We start from the raw sequence: 16,689 nt of genomic DNA on the forward strand, positions 1-16,689 counted from the left end.
CTGTTCCCAGATCGCGAGGTCGCCGAGGGTGAGCTGTCCGTCGCCGTCGTGGTCGTAGATCAGCGCGGAGCCGACGAGCGGACCCTCTCCCTCGATGACCAGAGCCAACAGCGGCCCGTAGTCGCCGGTCGTGACGCTGCCGTCCTGGTTGTAGTCCGCATCGCACGCGTTCCCGATTCCGTCGAGGTCCGTATCGACCTGGTCGGACAGCTCGGCGGAGCCGTTGGGCGTGAGCGGGCAGTTGTCGCTTCCGTCCGGCACGCCGTCGCCGTCGGTCCCGGCGACCGCGACGGACGCGGTCAAGCCGACGATCGCCGCGACGGCGATCGCTCCGTGCCTCAGGAGAGTTCTCGGATTCGTCATCACACCGCTCCTCGTGGTTGGACTCGACCGCGAGTCTATGGCGGAAGCGGAATCGCATGCGAAAAAAGACCGGGGCACGCGCGGATCGGCGTCGAATCCGAGACGAGGCGGCGCTCGGCGGATTCGGACGGTGCCTCAGATCTCGCGGGGTCCGTTCGCTATCGAAGGCGCGCTCCGAGCGCGGGGTGGAGGCGAACGAGGGTGTCGACCACACCGTCCCGCCCGGCGCGGGACGGATCGTCGAGCCACCAGAGGATCGTGCCGACCTCCATCGCGAGATAGGCGCGCGCCGCGAGGTCCGGATCGAGGGCCGGGTCGACGCGACCTGCGGCCTGGAGGCGGCGGAGCCCGTCTGCGGTCGGCCGGGTCGACTCGGACACGACCGGCCCATGGGCCGTGGCTCCAGCACGCTCGCGGCCGAAGGTCACGCGATACGCCTGGGCATGCGACTCGGCGAAGGCGACGGCGGCCCCCGCCGATGCCCGCACCTGGGCTTCCGGATCGGTCCCGGCGCCGCGCGTCGCCTCGACCCGCGCGGCGCGCAGCGCGCCGACCGTCCGGTTCTGGATCTCCCGGAGGAGGGCGTGCTTGTCAGGGAAGTGGTTGTAGAAGGTGCCGACCGCCAGCTGGGCGCGTTTTGCGATCGCGTTCGTATTGACCCGCTCGGTCCCACGCCGGGCGAAGAGATTCAGCCCTGCGGCGAGCAGGCGGTCTTCGGCGTCTTCGATGCGGGGTCTCGGCATGCCTGAATCCTAATCGATTGATCTCTCATTATCGATCGACTCGGATTCGGTCGGGTGTTCTTTGGATCGATGCGCCCGAGCTCCTATATGATTCACCTCTCATAAACTGACTTCGCCTCCGAGTGTGCGAAGGCCGGCGCTCCAAGCGCGCTCGATCCATATCGATTGATTCCTCATTAACTTCTCGACCCGCTCAGTTCGATCTCACGCTCTCCGACACGAAAGTGCACAGTTTCTGCCGGCGTTCTGCCGATCAATCCGTGGCGGAATCTTCGGCTGCGACTTCGCGCCGGGAAGAGGGCGGAACGGGACTTGGGCAAGACGATCGGCATCATCCAGGCGCGAATGGGTTCGGAGCGCCTGCCCGGGAAGATCCTGGCGCCGCTCCAGGGGCGACCGGTCCTCGGACTGGTCGCGGACCGCCTCCGCGCCGCCCGCGTCGACGAGTGGTGGCTCGCCACGAGCGAAGGCCCCGCGGACGACGTGACCGAGGCCTGGGGCTTCGAGCTCGGGCTTCGGGTGTTCCGCGGCCACCGCACCGAGGTCCTCTCCCGCTTCGTCGCCATCGCCGAGGAGACGGACGCCGAATGGCTCGTCCGCGTGACGGCCGACAACCCCTTCGTCGACGCCCGCTGCGTCGACCTCCTCGTCGATGCCCGCGACGCGAGCGAGTGCGCCAAGCGGGCGGATCTCCTGAAGCTCCACGGCGGCCTTCCGCTCGAGAGCGAAGGCGGTGTCGAGACGACGCCGCGGTTGCCCGTCGGCTATGGCGTCGAGCTCGTGCGTCGCGATGCCCTGGTCGTCGCGGACCGCGAGATCCCGGCGAGCGAGCCCTATCACCGCACCCACGTCACGTCCTGGCTCGGCGCGAACGCGAACCACCACGCGGTCCCGACGCCCTTCGATTGGCCGGACCGACCCGACTGGCGCTGGACCGTCGACACCTACGAGGACCTCGCGATGGCACGGAGTGCCTTCCGGCTCTTCGGACCGACTGCTTCGACGATCGACTACCCGACGATGGTCGAACGTCTCGACCGCCATCCCGAGATCACGGCGATGAATCGACACGTCGAGCAGAAGAAGCTGGAGGAGGGATGACCTCGCGAGCGAGCCACTCCACCCTCGCGAACGACGCGCTCACCGGTCTCGGAATCGGCGTGAGCGGGGGTGGGACCCATCTCGGTCGCGCGATCGCACTCGCGCTGGCCGCGGCCGGCGCCGAGGTCGTCGTCTTCGGCCGGCGAGCCGAACCCCTCGAAGAGACACACGCCCTCGCCCGCGACCTCTCCGGCCACGTCCATGCCGAGATCGCCGACCAACATCTCGACGAGGATCTCACGCGCGTCTTCGATCGGATCGACAAGGAAGCCGGCTGCGTGCATGGGTGGGTGAACAACGCCTGTGGCGTCGCCGCCCACAGTCAGGGCGGCCCGGTCACGCTCGATCGCCTCGAACGCCAGGCCGTCGAGAACACCCTCGAATCGACCCTCTCCGACGTGATCCTGGCGACCGAGGCCGCCGCCGAGCGAATGCGGCGCTCTGGAGCCGGGCAGGGCGGTGCGATCGTGAACGTATCCTCGATGTACGGACTCGTGTCGCCGCAGCCCGCGACCTACGACGCACATCCGGGCTTCCACAGCCCGCCCGCGTACGGCGCCGCGAAGGCCGGTGTCGTCCAGTTCACACGTTATGCGGCCTGCCACTACGCCGGCGACGGGATCCGCGTGAACAGCGTGAGCCCGGGCCCCTTCCCGAGCGAAGCGGTCCAGCGCGACGCCGCCTTCCTCGCGCAGCTCGAAGCGCGCGTGCCGCTCCGACGGATCGGCGACGCGCACGAGATCGCCGGCCCCGTCGCCTTCCTGCTCTCGCCCCTCGCCAGCTACGTGACCGGACACGACCTCGTCGTCGACGGAGGATGGACTTCTTGGTGACCATGGACCTGACGACCTGGCAGGGGATGCGCGCTCGCGACCCCCGAAGACTGACCCTCGGTAGCGCCCAGTGGGGCATGCCGTACGGCATCGCCAATCACGCCGGACCGCCCGACGACGACGCACTCCGCGCCATGCTCTCGCGCGCACGAGACGCGGGTGTCCGCGCGATCGACACCGCCCGCGCCTACGGCGAGAGCGAGGCACGGATCGGGACGACGCTCCGGGACGTGCCCTCGAACGAGGGCTGGCGCGTCGTGACGAAGCTCGCCCCCGACGTCCACGAGACCGGGGTCGGCATCGCCGAATGCCTGGAACGCGTCTCGCAGAGCCTCTCCGAGAGCCGGATCGCTCTCGGCCAGGACGCGCTCCCCGTCGTCCTCCTCCACCGCTTCGCCCATCGCCACGCCTGCGGCGGGAAGCTCTGGCGCACCCTGCTCGCGGAACGCGATGCGGGCCGGATCGGCCAGCTCGGCGTCTCCGCTGCGACCCCGGAGGAGGCGTGGTCCGCCCTCGACGATCCCGACCTCGAGGTCCTGCAGGTCGCATCGAGCCTGCTCGACCTGCGCCTGCTCCGTCAGGGGTTCTTTCCTCGGGCCCGGGAGCTCGGACGCACGATCTACGTCCGCAGCGTCTTCCTGCAGGGGGTGGCCCACCTCGATCCGACGACCCTTCCCCGATTCCTGGATCCCGCGGCCGAAGCGCTCCGGACGATCCATGCCGCTGCCGCCCAGCTGAGCGTGACGCCGCGGGCGCTCTTCCTGGGCTTCGCCCGGGAATTCCTGCCGGGCGCGCATCCGATCGTCGGCTGCGAGACTGACGCGCAGCTGAGCGAGCTGCTCGACGATTGGTCCGACGAGCGGATCGATGTGGGTGGCCTGGCCGCGCTGGTGGACCGGCTGCCGACCCTGGAAGCCGACGTCGTGGATCCCTCCCGCTGGCCGACCGCGGGTTCGGAGCCGCGTACGAACCAGACGACCCCGCGGAGCGTCGCTACCATCCCGCGCTGATGCGGCCCCGGGGCCGCGCCCCGGAGGTTTCGTGCGCTTCCTTTCTCGTCCTCTGCTTCTGCTCTCGTCCCTGACCCACTCCCGTGCGCTCGGGGCGGTCACCGGACTCGCGCTCGTGCTCGCGTCCCCGGCCGTCGCCGAGGAGCAGCTCGTCGAGGGCATCGCCGCTCAGGTCGGCAACGAGATCGTCCTCGCCTCCGAGGTGATCGAGATCTCGCGTAGCGTCGAGGAGCGCATGCGCGCCGCCGGGGTGCCGCCGGCGGAGATCCTGAAAATGCGGCGCGATGCCCTCGAGCGGCTGATCGACAACAAGCTCCTGGCCTCGGTCGTCGAGCGCCTCGAGCTGACCGCGGATCGCGAGGAGGTCGACGGCGCGATCGAAGCGATCGCCGGCGAGAACGGCCTTTCCCTCGAGCAGCTGCTCTCGAGCGTGACGAGCCACGGGCTCTCCGTCGAGGAGTATCGGGCCAAGATCAAGGGCGAAATCGAACGGGGCAAGGTCGTGAACGCGATGGTCCGCTCGCGCGTCTCTCTCGAAGAGGAAGAGGTTCGCGCGCTCTTCGACCAGCGCTTCGGGGACCAGCCGAGTGGCGGCGAAGAAGTCTACGTACGGCACATCGTCGTGATGCCCGACGGTCGCGCAGCACGGAGCGCCGACGAGGCTTGCTCGCTCGTCGGCGACGCCCGCGCGCGAATCGAGCGCGGAGAGATCGACTTCGCCACCGCGGCACGCGAGATCTCCGACACCAACGTCGAGCGCGGTGGCGATCTCGGCTGGCTCCACACGAAGGACCTCGCAGGCTGGATGGGCCGCCCGCTGTCTTCGCTCCAGCCCGGTCAGCTCTCCGAGCCGATCTCGATGCCCTTCGGCTGCAACCTCCTCCATCTCGTCGATCGTCGGACCTTCACGCCCATCACCTACGAACAGGCCGCTCCCCAGCTCCAGCAGTTCCTGCTCGGTCAGAAGACCGAAGAGCAGTACATCGAGTGGATGGAAGTCCTCCGCAGCCAGACCTACATCGACCGCAAGGGCGCGTTCGGTGGCTAGCGGCCGACGTTAGTCCGCGTCGCGATGGCCGAAGGAAGCACGAACGCCGACGCCGCGGCGAGCCTGGTTCGCGACGCGACACCGGAGAGTGTCGTTGCCGCAGGCTGGGCGACGGGACCGGATCGACTCGCCGGGGACTTCGCGACGATCGCCGCGCTCGCGGAGAAGGGCGACCCCCAGGAGATCGCGATCCTCGGGGCGCGAACCCACAATCTCCGGAACGTCGACCTGCGGATCCCGCGCGGACGTTTCGTGGTCGTGACCGGCCCCTCGGGCTCCGGCAAGTCGAGTCTCGCCTTCGACACCCTCTACGCCGAAGGTCAGCGTCGCTACGTCGAGAGCCTGTCGACCTATGCGCGCCAGTTCCTCGACCAGCTCTCGCGTCCGGACGTCGACGAGATCGAGGGGCTCTCTCCCGCCGTCGCGATCGAACAGAAGAGCGTCGGCCGGAGTCCGCGCTCGACGGTCGGCACGATCACCGAGATCGCCGACCACCTCCGGCTCCTCTACGCCCGCGCCGGGACCGCCTACTGCTGGGAATGCGATACCCCGATCACGAGCCAGGGTCTCGAGGAGATGGTCGATCGCGTGATGTCCCTCGAGGCGGGCACGAAGATCCAGGTCCTCGCGCCGGTCGTGCGCGGGCGGAAGGGGCAGTACAAGAAGGAGCTCGACCAGTTCCGCCGGGACGGCTTCGTGCGCGCCCGGATCGACGGCGAGATCCACGACCTCTCGGAGGAGATCCCGCTCGCCCGCGGCGCCCGCCACGACATCGAGATCGTCGTCGATCGGCTGGTCCTCAAGGAGTCGATCCGCGCGCGTCTCTCCGAGTCCCTCTCGACGGCCCTCCGCCTGGCCGACGACCTCGCGATCATCGACGTCGTCGGGGACGAGCCCTGGTGGCTCTCCCGGAGCGGCGCCTGCCCGACCTGCGAGAACTCCTTCCCGGAGATCTCGCCCCGGCTCTTCTCCTTCAACAACCCGTTCGGCGCCTGCGACGGCTGCAACGGGTTGGGACAGGTGTCCGAGTTCGATCCGAAGCGCATCGTCCCCGACGAATCCGTCTCCCTCGCCGACGGGGCGATCGCCGCCTGGGATCTCGGCGAGGCCCGCGGCTACTACCGGCGGCTGCTCGAGACGATCGCGGCCGATCATCGGATCGATCTCGACAAGCCCTGGAAGAAGCTCACGAAGAAGGCGCGGAGTCTGATCCTCGAGGGCGCGTCGGACTACGAGATCGAGATGTCCGTCCCGGTCGCGGGGCGCGGAAGACGGCGACGCGCGCGAACCGAGAAGCTCGTACGCACCTACGACGGTGTCCTCGGGGATCTCGCGCGACGCGAGGAGGCCGCGAGCGGCGCTTCCGCGACGGCGCTCAAGAAGTTCAAGCGCGAGACGCCGTGCCCGGATTGCGAGGGCGACCGGCTCCGGGTCGAAGCGTGCTCGGTCCGGCTGGCGGAACACTCGCTGCCCGCGCTCTCCCGACTCCCCATCTCGGACGTGATCGCCTTCCTCGACGACCTGACCCTCCCGGCCCAGGCCGCGAGGGTCGCGGATCGGATCCTCGGGGAGGTCCGCGAGCGGCTCGGCTTCCTCGAGCAGGTCGGGCTCGGCTACCTGACCCTCGACCGGCGCGCGGCGACGCTCTCCGGCGGCGAGGCCCAGCGCATCCGCCTGGCCACGCAGATCGGCGCGCGTCTGATCGGCGTGCTCTACATCCTCGACGAGCCGTCGATCGGGCTCCATCCGCGGGACAACGACCGGCTCCTCGAGAGCCTCGAATCGCTCCGCGACCTCGGCAACAGCCTGATCGTCGTCGAGCACGACGAGGCCACGATCCGCCGCGCCGACCACGTGATCGACATCGGCCCCGGCGCCGGCATCCACGGCGGCCGCATCGTCGCCCAGGGCGCGCCCGCGACCCTCGCCGACGTCCCGGACTCCACCACCGGCGACTTCCTCGCCGGCCGCCGCGGCTTCGCGGTTCCGGAGCGCCGCCCCGTCGACCCGTCGAGGGTCATCCGCCTCGAGGGCTGTCGCGCCAACAACCTCAAGAACGTCGACCTCGAGATCCCGCTCGGCTGCCTGACCGTCGTGACCGGAGTCTCGGGCTCCGGCAAGTCGACCCTGATCAACGACACCCTCCACCGCGTGCTCGCCGGCGCCCTCCACGGCGCCCTCGCCACCCCGGGCGCCCACGACCGCGTCGTCGGCCTCGACCGGATCGACAAGGTCGTGGACGTCGACCAACGCCCGATCGGCCGCAGCCCTCGAAGCAACCCCGCGACCTACAGCGGCCTCTTCTCGGCGATCCGCAATCTCTTCGCCGGCCTCCCGGAGTCGCGGGTGCGCGGCTGGGAGAGCGGACGCTTCTCGTTCAACGTGAAGGGCGGACGCTGCGAGGCCTGCGAAGGCGACGGCGCGATCCGGGTCGAGATGCAGTTCCTGCCCGACGTGTTCGTGACCTGCGAAGTCTGCGGCGGTCGCCGGTACGATCGCGACACGCTGGCGATTCGCTACCGCGGCAAGTCGATCGCCGACGTCCTCGAGATGACCGTGACCGAGGCTCTCGAGCTCTTCGACACCGTCCCCGCCGTCGCGCGCCCGCTCCAGAGCCTGGCCGACGTCGGCCTCGGCTACATCCACCTGGGACAGAGCGCGACGACCCTCTCCGGCGGCGAGGCTCAGCGCATGAAGCTCGCCAAGGAGCTCGCCCGCAAGAGCACGGGCAGCACGCTCTATCTCCTGGACGAGCCGACCACCGGCCTCCACTTCGTCGACGTCGAGCTCTTGCTGGGCCTGCTCTCCCGGCTGGTCGAGCGCGGCAATACCGTCGTCGTGATCGAGCACCACCTCGACGTGATCCGACACGCCGATCACGTGATCGACCTCGGGCCCGAGGGCGGCGCCGAAGGCGGCGAGATCGTCGCGACGGGCACACCGGAAGCCGTCGCGCGTTGCGAACGCTCCCATACGGGCCGCGCTCTCGCGGGAGCCTTCGACTGATGTTCCCCTACCAGCCGCCCGAAGACGGAGGTCCCGATCCGAACGAGCCCTATCCCGGGATCGGTGCGTCGCTCATTCTCGTGATCATGGCGATGTTCGCGTCGGTGTTCACGGCGGTCGCGCTCCTCGGACTCGGCGAGATCGCCGCGCAGGGCATCGGCCGCACGATCGGCTTCGGCGCGGTCGCGAGCATGGCCATCCAGCGGATCGGCCCGCCGCAGGGAAGGCGGCTCGGGCTGCGTCGCCTCGAGCCGGACGCGATCCCGCTGATCCTGTGCCTGGTACCCGCCGTCTTCCTGATGAGCGAGCTCGACAACTACGCCTACGACTGGGCCCCGGACGAGCCGAACCTGCTCGAGAGCCTCGCACCGGCGCCCTCGCCGGAAGACGCGACGGACGCGGCCCCGGAGAGGGGTGCGTCCGGCCTCGCCGAAGCGGGGGAAGCCGATCCGACCGACTCCGACGCGGACGCAGGGGACGCGGGGGTCGGCGAGCGGAGACTGATCGACCCCGAGGATCGCTGGTCGGTGCTGCAGGGGCTGATCCTGATCGCCGGACTCGTGCCGCTGATCGACGGCTTCTTCTTCTTCGGCGTGATCCAGCAGGGACTGGTCCGCAAGCTCGGCCTCTTCCAGGGCGTCTTCTTCGCCGGGCTCTTCTGGATGTTGATGCGCGACTATCCCGTGACCGGCGCGACGCGCTTCATGGTCGGCACGGTCTCACTCCTCGGGATGGGCTGGCTCCTCGGCATGGTCCGCATCGCGACCGGCTCCGTCCTCGGGCCGATCCTGCTCTCGAGCGGCTGGGCCGCGATCGGTTTCGTCGCGGGCGCCTACGAAGGCGTGATCGAATGGCCCGGGATGAACGTCGAGGGCACGCACCTGCCGTTCACCCTGGTGCTCGCCAGCCTGGGGATCGTCGCCTGGGCAGGCTGGACGGTCGTCGGCGAAGCGAAGCGTCGACACGAGGCGTTCGTCGCGGCAGAGCCCGCGCCGGACGGACGGCGCACGCGCACGAACGTGCACGAGCTGCGTCCCCCGGACGAGGACGACTGACCGGCCTCCGGAGACGCCGCCGCCCCGCTCCTAGGGGTCGACGGTCCCGATCTTGGCCTCCACGACGTTCTCCACGTCGCGCGCGATCGACTCCTCGTCTCGATCGGCGTCGATCCGAACGAGCCCCTCGACGTCGAGCGCCGCGAAGATCGCAGCGACACGCTCTTGAAAGGGCAGGTTCTCGAAGACCGGCTCGCTCGTCCCGCCCCTCGCGTCGACCCGGGCGAGCCCGGCCTCCGGCGGGATCTCGAAGACGAGCACCAGATCCGGCCGCTCGAACTCGGCCTCGCTGTCGGCGAGGATCTTCTCCGGGTCGAGGCCGCGCGCGCCCTGATAGGCGACGGTCGAGACGTAGCTGCGATCCGACAGCACGATCCGGCCCGCCTCGAGGGCAGGGGTCACGACCTCGCGCATGTGTTCGCGCCGATCCTCGAAGAACCAGGCGAGCTCCGTTTCGGGCTCGACCGCCTCGCCGCTCCGGGCCATCGCCCGGATCTTGCGGCCCCAGGGTCCATCCGTCGGCTCCCGAGTGACGACCGGATCGAGTCCGCGCGCCCGCAGCGTGTCCGCCAACCGACGGAGCTGCGTCGACTTGCCGCAGCCGTCGATGCCCTCGAACACGATCAGTTGCCCGCGCTTCACGTCGCCTCCATGCCCCGCGGTTCACGATTCCCGGAACGCGCCGCCAAGACTAACGCTCTCGCGCCGCTCAGGCGCTCGCCACCGCGCGCCGACCCCCCGAAACGCGTTGGCACACGCTTCGCAATCCCAATCCACGTCGCCCTCGGGCGAGCCGCGCAGCACTCCTACAACGGGACCGGGAGCAAGCGCGGCCGAGAACGTCGGGCGGGAGCACAGGGTTCGAGTCGGGATTTTTCAATTACGGGGTGAAGCCCCGCCTCGAGCTCCCGCCCGACGTCTCTCCATCTCTCTACCGCGGACAGCAAGACCCGCCGAGCTGGAAAGTCGCTCCCCGAAAACACGAAGAGGGTCGAAGCCAAAGCTCCGACCCTCTCCGAAAGAGCACTGCGCTCAACCTCTCCCCAACCGCCAGAACGCGCAAAGCGCACGCCCCGCCGCGTCCCGAACGACGTCTGAGGAGTGGATTCGGGGACAGATCAAGGCAGGAATCGTAAGGCGTACTCTTCGTACGCCGTCGATTCCGAACGCAGAGCTGACCCCGAAGACGCCCTCAGATCTTTCCCTGGAGGAGGAAGGCGATGACGAGGCCGTAAATCGCGATCGACTCGATCAGGACCATGCCGAGGATGAAGTTCGTGAACATGCCGCCCGCGGCGCCCGGGTTGCGCGCGATGCCCGCGGTGGTGTTGCCCGCGGTGAGGCCCTGGCCGATGCCGCAGCCGAGACCGGCGAGACCGACCGCGAGGCCCGCACCGAGGCCGGGACCGGTGGCGTCGCCGTCGGCCGCGAACGCGACCGCGGGAACGGCGAAGAAGACGACGGCCCAGACGAGGGTGTTGAGGAAGCGACGCATGATGTTTTTCCTTTTTCTTTCGTAGGGACCCGGGCAATCGCCGTCGGATCCTTTCCTTTCGAAACCTGCCCGGCGGTCACCCACCGAGCCGACGAGCGGGGCCTGTCCCCAACCGTCTATTCCCTGCCGCGCGGATTCTTCCCGCGCACAGATTCTTTCGTTTTTCGTGTTCGCGGACTGCCGACCTTCCGGCGAGTGCCCGCAGCCGGAAAACCAGACGAGCGCCCGCAGCCGAAGGTGTCTAGTGCGGCTCCTCGAGCGCCTGTCCGATGTAGATCATCGTGAGCAGCGCGAAGACGAAGGCCTGCAGGAAGCTGACCAGCAGGCCGAGACCCATGAAGATCGCGGGGACCGCGATCGGCACGAGACCGAGCCAGACGAGGACGACCGTGTGGTCCGCGAACATGTTGGCGAGCAGACGAATGCCCAGCGTCAGGATCCGCGCGAAGTGGAGCGGAATCTCGAGGATCAGGAAGATCGGGGCGAGCAGTCGCACGTGATAGTGCTTTCCGCCGATCTCCTTGTTCATGATCGCGGGACCCATGAACTGGTAGATGTACTTCCAGCCGTGCTGCTTGATCCCGACGAAGTTGTAGACACCGAAGGAGATGATCGCCCAGGCGAAGGTCACGTTGACGTCGCCCGTCGATCCGAGCATGCCCGGGATCAGGCTCATCACGTTCGAGATCAGCACGAAGAAGAAGATCGAACCGACGACGGGGAAGTAGTTCCGCCAGTTCTCGCCGATCGTGGTCTCCCCCAGGTCGCCGAGGGCTTCGATCACGACCTCGACGACGTTGCGGATCGACATGCCTTCGTCGGGGACGATCCCGCTCTCGCCAGCCGCCGCGCGGCGGACCGACAGGCCCGCCATCAGGAGCACGAGCGCGGCGAAGATCGCGGAGAGATAGACCCACGGAATGTGGACAACGTGTTCGAGGCTATGGAAGAGATTCATCGGGTTTCTTCATCCTGCGCAGGGGCGGAGGGCGCGGCGTTCTCGTACGCCGCCCGCGCCTGCTCGAATTGAGACCGTTCGAGGGCCTTGTCGTCTGCGGCGAGCTCGGCCGCCGCTTCGCTGAGGAGATCATCGCGTTCGCTCGTGATGAGCCGGCCGGGCCGCCAGACGCTGTAGCTCTCCCAGAATTCGTCGTCGCTCTGGTCTTCGGCGAGCGCTGCGGGCCCAGAGAGCGCCGCGGCCCCGGAAAGCGCCGCGGCCCTGGAAAGAGGCGCGCCCTCGACGAAGGAAGGGAGCGTTGCCGGGTCGACCACCGCCGGCCGGTTCAGCCAGGCGTCGATCACCGTCGCCGGCATCGTGATCGAAAGACCGATCAGGAGCGCTGCGACGTCGGCGCCGGCCTGCATCGTCACGAAGATCGCGGCGGCCAGCGTGAGGAAGCGCATCGAGAAGAGCCCGATCCAGGTCCGCGCGCCTTCGATCTCGCCGGTGAAGAGTCGCTTCGCACCGCGATGGATCGCGCCCAGGTTCAGCGCCTCGAGGAAGGCGCCCGCGGCGAGGCTGCCGGCGAAGTGCGGCGATACCAGGGCGAGCGAAGCGGCGACGGCCCCGGCGGACAGTCCCAGATTCAGTCTCTCGACTCTGGCAAGCTCGAACTTCATGATTCGCGGCAGCTTCCGCTGCGCTTCCTCGCTTCTCTACTCGGGTCTTCGTCTTGGCTTCGGTCGATCGAGGACGGGGTGGGGCGCGTGCTTCCGGGCGTCGGCGGCGCGCTCAATCCTTCCGCGGGGTCGCGGTCTCGTCTTCGTCTTCCGTCAGGATGTCCGCCAGGCCCGCGTTCTCGCCGGGTCCCTCGCTCGCATCCCCTTCTTCAGGAGCCGGCGGTTGCGCGTCCGTCTCGCCCGTCCCGTCACCGTGGAGCTGCTTGCCCAGGCGAACGAGTCGGAGCACGAAGGCCGCGAACCCGATTCCTGCGCCGACGAGAACGCCGGCGGGTGTCGTTTCGTAGTGTTGGTCGAACCAGTATCCGAAGAGCGTCGCGATCAGGATCGCGCCGACTGCTTCGAAGGCGCCCTCGTACGCGCGACCACCGGGTGCCCCGGACAGCCGCTCGACTTTTTTCTCGAGCTGTCGACGACCGGGATATTCCGGGGGCGAACTCACGCGGGCTCCCCCTCGAGACCCCGCGCGACGAGCGGGTGCCGCCCGGCGAAGTCCCGAAATTCGGCGCGCAAAGTAGCCGTTCAGGCCCCTTCGCTCAACGCAACCGTGCGACGCGGTCGAAGGCGATTTCCGCCGCGTCGAGGGTCTCGGCGATGTCCCGGGGACGGTGGGCCAGGGACACGAATCCGGCCTCGTAGGCGGACGGCGCGAGATAGATCCCCTCGTCCAGCATGGCGGAGAAGAAGCGCTTGAAGGCGGCTGCATCAGATTGCTGCGCCTGGGCGAAGTCGTCGACGGGACCCGTGTGGAAGAAGAACCCGAGCATCCCGCCGACGTGGCGCGCGGTGAACGGGATGTCCCGGGCCTCGGCCCGCTTCGAGAGGCCCTCGACGAGGGCTCCGGCCCGGGCCGAGAGGATCTCGTAGGTACCCTCGGCCTCGAGGAGCGCCAGGGTCTGGAGCCCCGCGGCGACGGCGAGGGGATTCCCGGAGAGGGTTCCGGCCTGGTAGACGTCGCCCGCGGGTGCGATCCGGTCCATCAGGTCCCGCCGACCGCCATACGCCGCCGCCGGCAGGCCGCCCCCCACGACCTTGCCGAGGGTCGTGAGGTCGGGCTTGACCTTGTAGAGCCGCTGGGCGCCGCCCGGCGCGACCCGGAAGCCGGTCATCACCTCGTCGAAGATCAGCAGGGCGCCGAACTCGTCGCACAGCTCGCGGAGACCCTTCAGGAACCCGGGCACGGGCGGGATGCAGCCCATGTTGCCCGCGATGGGCTCCACGATGATCGCGGCGATGTCCTTTCCCCACTTCTCGAACGCTTTCCGCGTCGCGGCGAGGTCGTTGAAGGGCGCCACGATCGTCAGATCGGTCATCGCCTTCGGCACGCCCGGCGACCCGGGGATGCCGAGTGTCGCCACACCGGACCCCGCGCCGACCAGGAGGCCGTCGGAATGACCGTGGTAGCAGCCGTCGAATTTCAGGATCCGGTCGCGGCCCGTCACCCCGCGCGCCAGCCGGAGGGCGCTCATCGTCGCTTCGGTCCCGGAGCTCACCATGCGGACCTTCTGGACGGAGGGCAGCGCCCCGCGGATCGCCTCCGCGAGGTCGGACTCCCGGACCGTGGGCGCCCCGAAGCTCGTCCCGAGCTTCATCGCGTCCCGCACCGCCGCGAGCACCTTCGGATGGGCGTGCCCCAGGATCATCGGTCCCCAGGAACCCACGTAATCGATGAACTCGCGGCCATCGATGTCGCGGAGCCGGCAGCCCCTGGCCGACTCGACGAAGGGCGGCGTGCCGCCCACGGATCCGTACGCACGTACCGGGCTGTTCACACCGCCCGGAATGCTGCGCTTGGCGCGGGTGAACTCGCGCTTCGAGGCGGAGGGACGCTTGGGGCTCATGGATCTCTCTTCCGGGGCCTTCCGGGGCGACGTGGGCCGGACGTTAGCCTTCGGCAGAGTCCCCGCCCCCGCTTTCGCCGTCGTCCGCGATGTCCTCTTCCGCGAGGCGCGCGATCGACACCAGCTTCTCGTCGGAATCGAGACGCATCACGCGAACGCCCTGGGTCGCCCGACCCATCGACGAGATGCCGTCGACCGGGCAGCGGAGCACCTGTCCGCCGTCGGTGATCAGCATGACGTCGTCGTCGTCGACCACCTGCGCGATTCCGATCACCGGACCGTTCCGCTCGTTCGCGCGGATGTTGATGATGCCCTGACCGCCGCGCTTCTGCGGGCGGTAGTCGTCGAGGGGCGTGCGCTTCCCGTAGCCGCGTTCGGTCGTCGTCAGGATCTGCGCGTCACCGGCCAGGATCTCCATCCCGACGACCTCGTCGCCGGAGGCCAGGGCGATCCCACGAACCCCGGTTGCCGTCCGGCCCATCGCGCGCGCGTCGGTCTCCGCGAAGCGGATCGACTTTCCGAGGCGAGTCGCCAACAGGACGTCGTCGCCGCCGCCGCTGCGACCCGCCGAGATCAGCTCGTCGCCGTCGGACAGGTTGATCGCGATGATGCCCGCCTTGCGCGGATTCGAAAACGCCGAGAGAGACGTCTTCTTGATCACCCCTTGTCGGGTGGACAGGATGATGAACTCGTCCGCCGCGTCTTCGAAGCTTCGCACCGGAAGCATCGTCTGCACGGTCTCGCCTTCCTGGAGTGCGAGCACGTTCACGATCGCCTTGCCTTTCGCGGCGCGCCCGAGCTGCGGGAGCTCGTGGACCTTGAGCCAGTGGAGTCGGCCGAGGTTCGTGAAGAAGAGCAGGTAGGCGTGGGTCGAGGCGACCCCGAGATGGCGCACGAAATCCTCTTCGCGGGTCGCCATGCCCTTCGCACCCTTGCCCCCTCTGCGCTGCGCACGATAGAGGGTGACCGGATTACGCTTGATGTAGCCCTTGTGGGACAGGGTGACGACCATGTCCTCTTCGACGATCAGGTCCTCGTTCGTGATCCCGTCGATCGCCGGGGCGAGCTCGGTCCGGCGATCGTCGCCGAACTTCTCCTCGACCTCGCGCAGCTCGTCGATCACCACCTCGAGGATCCGGTCATCGCTCGCGAGCAGGTCCTTCAGGTCGGCGATCTTCGCGCGGAGCTCTTCGAGCTCGTCGAGGACGCGCTGACGCTCCATCGCGGTCAGGGCGCGCAGGCGCATGTCCAGGATGGCCTGGGCCTGTCGCTCGGAGAGGTCGTAGCGCTCCATCAACTGCGCGCGCGCCGTCGCGGCGTCCGCCGCCGCGCGGATCAGCGCGATGATCTCGTCGAGATGATCGAGGGCGATCGCGAAGCCCTCGAGGATGTGCGCCCGCGCCTCCGCCTGCGCGAGATCGTAGATCGCGCGCCGGATGACGACTTCCTTGCGGAACTCGATGAAGTGACGGAGCGCCTCCTTGATCGAGAGCGTCTGCGGCCGGCCGTTCACCAACGCCAGCAGGTTCACGCCGAAGGTCGTCTGGAGCGGCGTCATCTTGTAGAGCTGGTTCAGGAGCACGTCTTCCGACACGTCCTTCTTGAGCTCGACGACCACGCGCATGCCTTCGCGACTCGATTCGTCGCGCAGGTCGGAGATGCCTTCGAGGCGTCCTTCCTTCACCAGGTCGGCGATCCGCTCGAGAAGCAGCGCCTTGTTGACCTGGTAGGGGATCTCGGTGACGACGATGCGCATCCCGCGCTTCGTCTCCTCGAACTCGGCCTTCGCACGCAGCGTCAGGTGGCCGCGTCCAGTCGCGTAGTAGCTGCGGATCCCGTCGGTCCCGCAGAGCATCGCGCCGGTCGGGAAGTCCGGGCCGGGCATCTTCTCGAGCAGATCGTCGAGCCCGCAATCCGGATTCTCGGCTTCGAGAATCAGCGCCGCGGTCAGCTCGCGCAGGTTGTGGGGCGGGACGTTCGTCGCCATCCCGACGGCGATCCCCGCGGAGCCGTTCGCCAGGAGATTCGGGAATCGGGTCGGAAGAACGATGGGCTCTTCCATCTGGCCGTCGAAGTTGGGCTGGAAGTCGACCGTTTCCCGGTCGATGTCGCGGAGCATCTCTTCGGCGAGCCGGGCCAGGCGCGCCTCGGTGTACCGATAGGCCGCTGCGGAGTCACCGTCGATCGAGCCGAAGTTGCCCTGGCCGTCGACGAGCGGATAGCGGAGCGAGAAGTCCTGAGCCATCCGGACCATCGAGTCGTAGACCGCGGAGTCGCCGTGGGGGTGGTAGTGCTTGAGCACCTCGCCGACGACGCCCGCCGACTTCGAGTAGGGACGATTCGGGAGCAGCCCCTCCTGGTTCATCGCGTAGAGGATCCGGCGGTGGACCGGCTTGAGCCCGTCGCGCACGTCGGGGAGCGCGCGGCTGATGATGACCGACATGGAGTAGGCGAGGAACGAAGAGCGGACTTCGTCCTCGATGTTCACCGTCGGGAAGCTGTCGTCCGGCGGCG

The 16,689-nt window shown here is 68.7% G+C and carries 14 protein-coding genes and 1 pseudogene; 6 read left to right on the forward strand and 9 right to left on the reverse strand.

Annotated elements, in window-relative coordinates; all coding sequences use genetic code 11:
* Positions 1–138 precede the first annotated feature (138 nt).
* Positions 139–276 (reverse strand): annotated as a pseudogene (locus NXI30_09645) (thrombospondin type 3 repeat-containing protein).
* A gap of 245 nt (positions 277–521) precedes the next feature.
* Positions 522–1,106 (reverse strand): TetR/AcrR family transcriptional regulator, encoded by a 585-nt coding sequence (locus NXI30_09650; protein MCR9094470.1) that lies wholly within the window; start codon positions 1,104–1,106, stop codon positions 522–524.
* Between the two features lie 312 nt (positions 1,107–1,418).
* Between NXI30_09650 and NXI30_09655 the strand changes: the two genes are divergently transcribed.
* The 6 genes from NXI30_09655 to NXI30_09680 all read left to right on the forward strand — a co-directional run bounded on the left by NXI30_09655 (position 1,419) and on the right by NXI30_09680 (position 9,159).
* Positions 1,419–2,207 (forward strand): NTP transferase domain-containing protein, encoded by a 789-nt coding sequence (locus NXI30_09655; protein ID MCR9094471.1) that lies wholly within the window; start codon positions 1,419–1,421, stop codon positions 2,205–2,207.
* Positions 2,204–3,040, forward strand: a complete 837-nt coding sequence (locus tag NXI30_09660) for an SDR family oxidoreductase (protein MCR9094472.1) — start codon at positions 2,204–2,206, stop codon at positions 3,038–3,040. The genes NXI30_09655 and NXI30_09660 overlap by 4 nt, the downstream gene beginning before the upstream one ends.
* Positions 3,025–4,050 (forward strand): aldo/keto reductase, encoded by a 1,026-nt coding sequence (locus NXI30_09665; protein MCR9094473.1) that lies wholly within the window; start codon positions 3,025–3,027, stop codon positions 4,048–4,050. Before NXI30_09660 ends, NXI30_09665 begins: the two co-directional genes overlap by 16 nt.
* Positions 4,051–4,081: 31 nt before the next feature.
* Complete coding sequence (locus NXI30_09670; protein MCR9094474.1) at positions 4,082–5,098, forward strand: peptidylprolyl isomerase; 1,017 nt, start codon at positions 4,082–4,084, stop codon at positions 5,096–5,098.
* A gap of 183 nt (positions 5,099–5,281) precedes the next feature.
* Positions 5,282–8,104, forward strand: a complete 2,823-nt coding sequence (gene uvrA, locus NXI30_09675) for an excinuclease ABC subunit UvrA (GenBank protein ID MCR9094475.1) — start codon at positions 5,282–5,284, stop codon at positions 8,102–8,104.
* Positions 8,104–9,159, forward strand: a complete 1,056-nt coding sequence (locus tag NXI30_09680; GenBank protein MCR9094476.1) for a CPBP family intramembrane metalloprotease — start codon at positions 8,104–8,106, stop codon at positions 9,157–9,159. The genes uvrA and NXI30_09680 overlap by 1 nt, the downstream gene beginning before the upstream one ends.
* Positions 9,160–9,189: 30 nt before the next feature.
* Here the strand turns inward: NXI30_09680 and tmk are convergent, their stop codons facing one another.
* The 7 genes from tmk to gyrA all read right to left on the reverse strand — a co-directional run bounded on the left by tmk (position 9,190) and on the right by gyrA (position 16,663).
* On the reverse strand, positions 9,190–9,801 hold the full coding sequence (gene tmk / locus NXI30_09685) for a dTMP kinase (protein ID MCR9094477.1): 612 nt from the start codon (positions 9,799–9,801) through the stop codon (positions 9,190–9,192).
* Positions 9,802–10,351: 550 nt separating this feature from the next.
* Complete coding sequence (gene atpE, locus NXI30_09690; protein ID MCR9094478.1) at positions 10,352–10,654, reverse strand: ATP synthase F0 subunit C; 303 nt, start codon at positions 10,652–10,654, stop codon at positions 10,352–10,354.
* 241 nt (positions 10,655–10,895) lie between these two features.
* Positions 10,896–11,612 (reverse strand): F0F1 ATP synthase subunit A, encoded by a 717-nt coding sequence (locus NXI30_09695; protein MCR9094479.1) that lies wholly within the window; start codon positions 11,610–11,612, stop codon positions 10,896–10,898.
* Positions 11,609–12,274, reverse strand: a complete 666-nt coding sequence (locus tag NXI30_09700; protein MCR9094480.1) for a hypothetical protein — start codon at positions 12,272–12,274, stop codon at positions 11,609–11,611. The genes NXI30_09695 and NXI30_09700 overlap by 4 nt, the downstream gene beginning before the upstream one ends.
* Before the next feature lie 112 nt (positions 12,275–12,386).
* Positions 12,387–12,776, reverse strand: coding sequence for an AtpZ/AtpI family protein (locus NXI30_09705; protein ID MCR9094481.1), 390 nt, complete (start codon positions 12,774–12,776; stop codon positions 12,387–12,389).
* A gap of 94 nt (positions 12,777–12,870) precedes the next feature.
* Positions 12,871–14,175 carry a glutamate-1-semialdehyde 2,1-aminomutase gene (gene hemL / locus NXI30_09710; protein ID MCR9094482.1) on the reverse strand — a complete coding sequence of 435 codons (1,305 nt, stop codon included), beginning with the start codon at positions 14,173–14,175 and terminating at the stop codon, positions 12,871–12,873.
* A 43-nt stretch (positions 14,176–14,218) separates the two neighbouring features.
* Complete coding sequence (gene gyrA / locus NXI30_09715; GenBank protein MCR9094483.1) at positions 14,219–16,663, reverse strand: DNA gyrase subunit A; 2,445 nt, start codon at positions 16,661–16,663, stop codon at positions 14,219–14,221.
* Positions 16,664–16,689 lie beyond the last annotated feature (26 nt).

The organism is bacterium, assembly GCA_024742285.1.
Taxonomy (GTDB): domain Bacteria; phylum Myxococcota_A; class UBA9160; order UBA9160; family UBA4427; genus UBA4427.

Excerpts from the sequence above, each read along its gene's own strand:
- NXI30_09700 (MCR9094480.1), bottom strand. The coding sequence starts at position 12,274 with ATGAAGTTCGAGCTTGCCAGAGTCGAGAGACTGAATCTGGGACTGTCC.
- atpE (MCR9094478.1), bottom strand. The coding sequence starts at position 10,654 with ATGCGTCGCTTCCTCAACACCCTCGTCTGGGCCGTCGTCTTCTTCGCC.
- hemL (MCR9094482.1), bottom strand. The coding sequence starts at position 14,175 with ATGAGCCCCAAGCGTCCCTCCGCCTCGAAGCGCGAGTTCACCCGCGCC.
- NXI30_09660 (MCR9094472.1), top strand. The coding sequence starts at position 2,204 with ATGACCTCGCGAGCGAGCCACTCCACCCTCGCGAACGACGCGCTCACC.
- NXI30_09680 (MCR9094476.1), top strand. The coding sequence starts at position 8,104 with ATGTTCCCCTACCAGCCGCCCGAAGACGGAGGTCCCGATCCGAACGAG.
- NXI30_09650 (MCR9094470.1), bottom strand. The coding sequence starts at position 1,106 with ATGCCGAGACCCCGCATCGAAGACGCCGAAGACCGCCTGCTCGCCGCA.
- NXI30_09665 (MCR9094473.1), top strand. The coding sequence starts at position 3,025 with ATGGACTTCTTGGTGACCATGGACCTGACGACCTGGCAGGGGATGCGC.
- NXI30_09695 (MCR9094479.1), bottom strand. The coding sequence starts at position 11,612 with ATGAATCTCTTCCATAGCCTCGAACACGTTGTCCACATTCCGTGGGTC.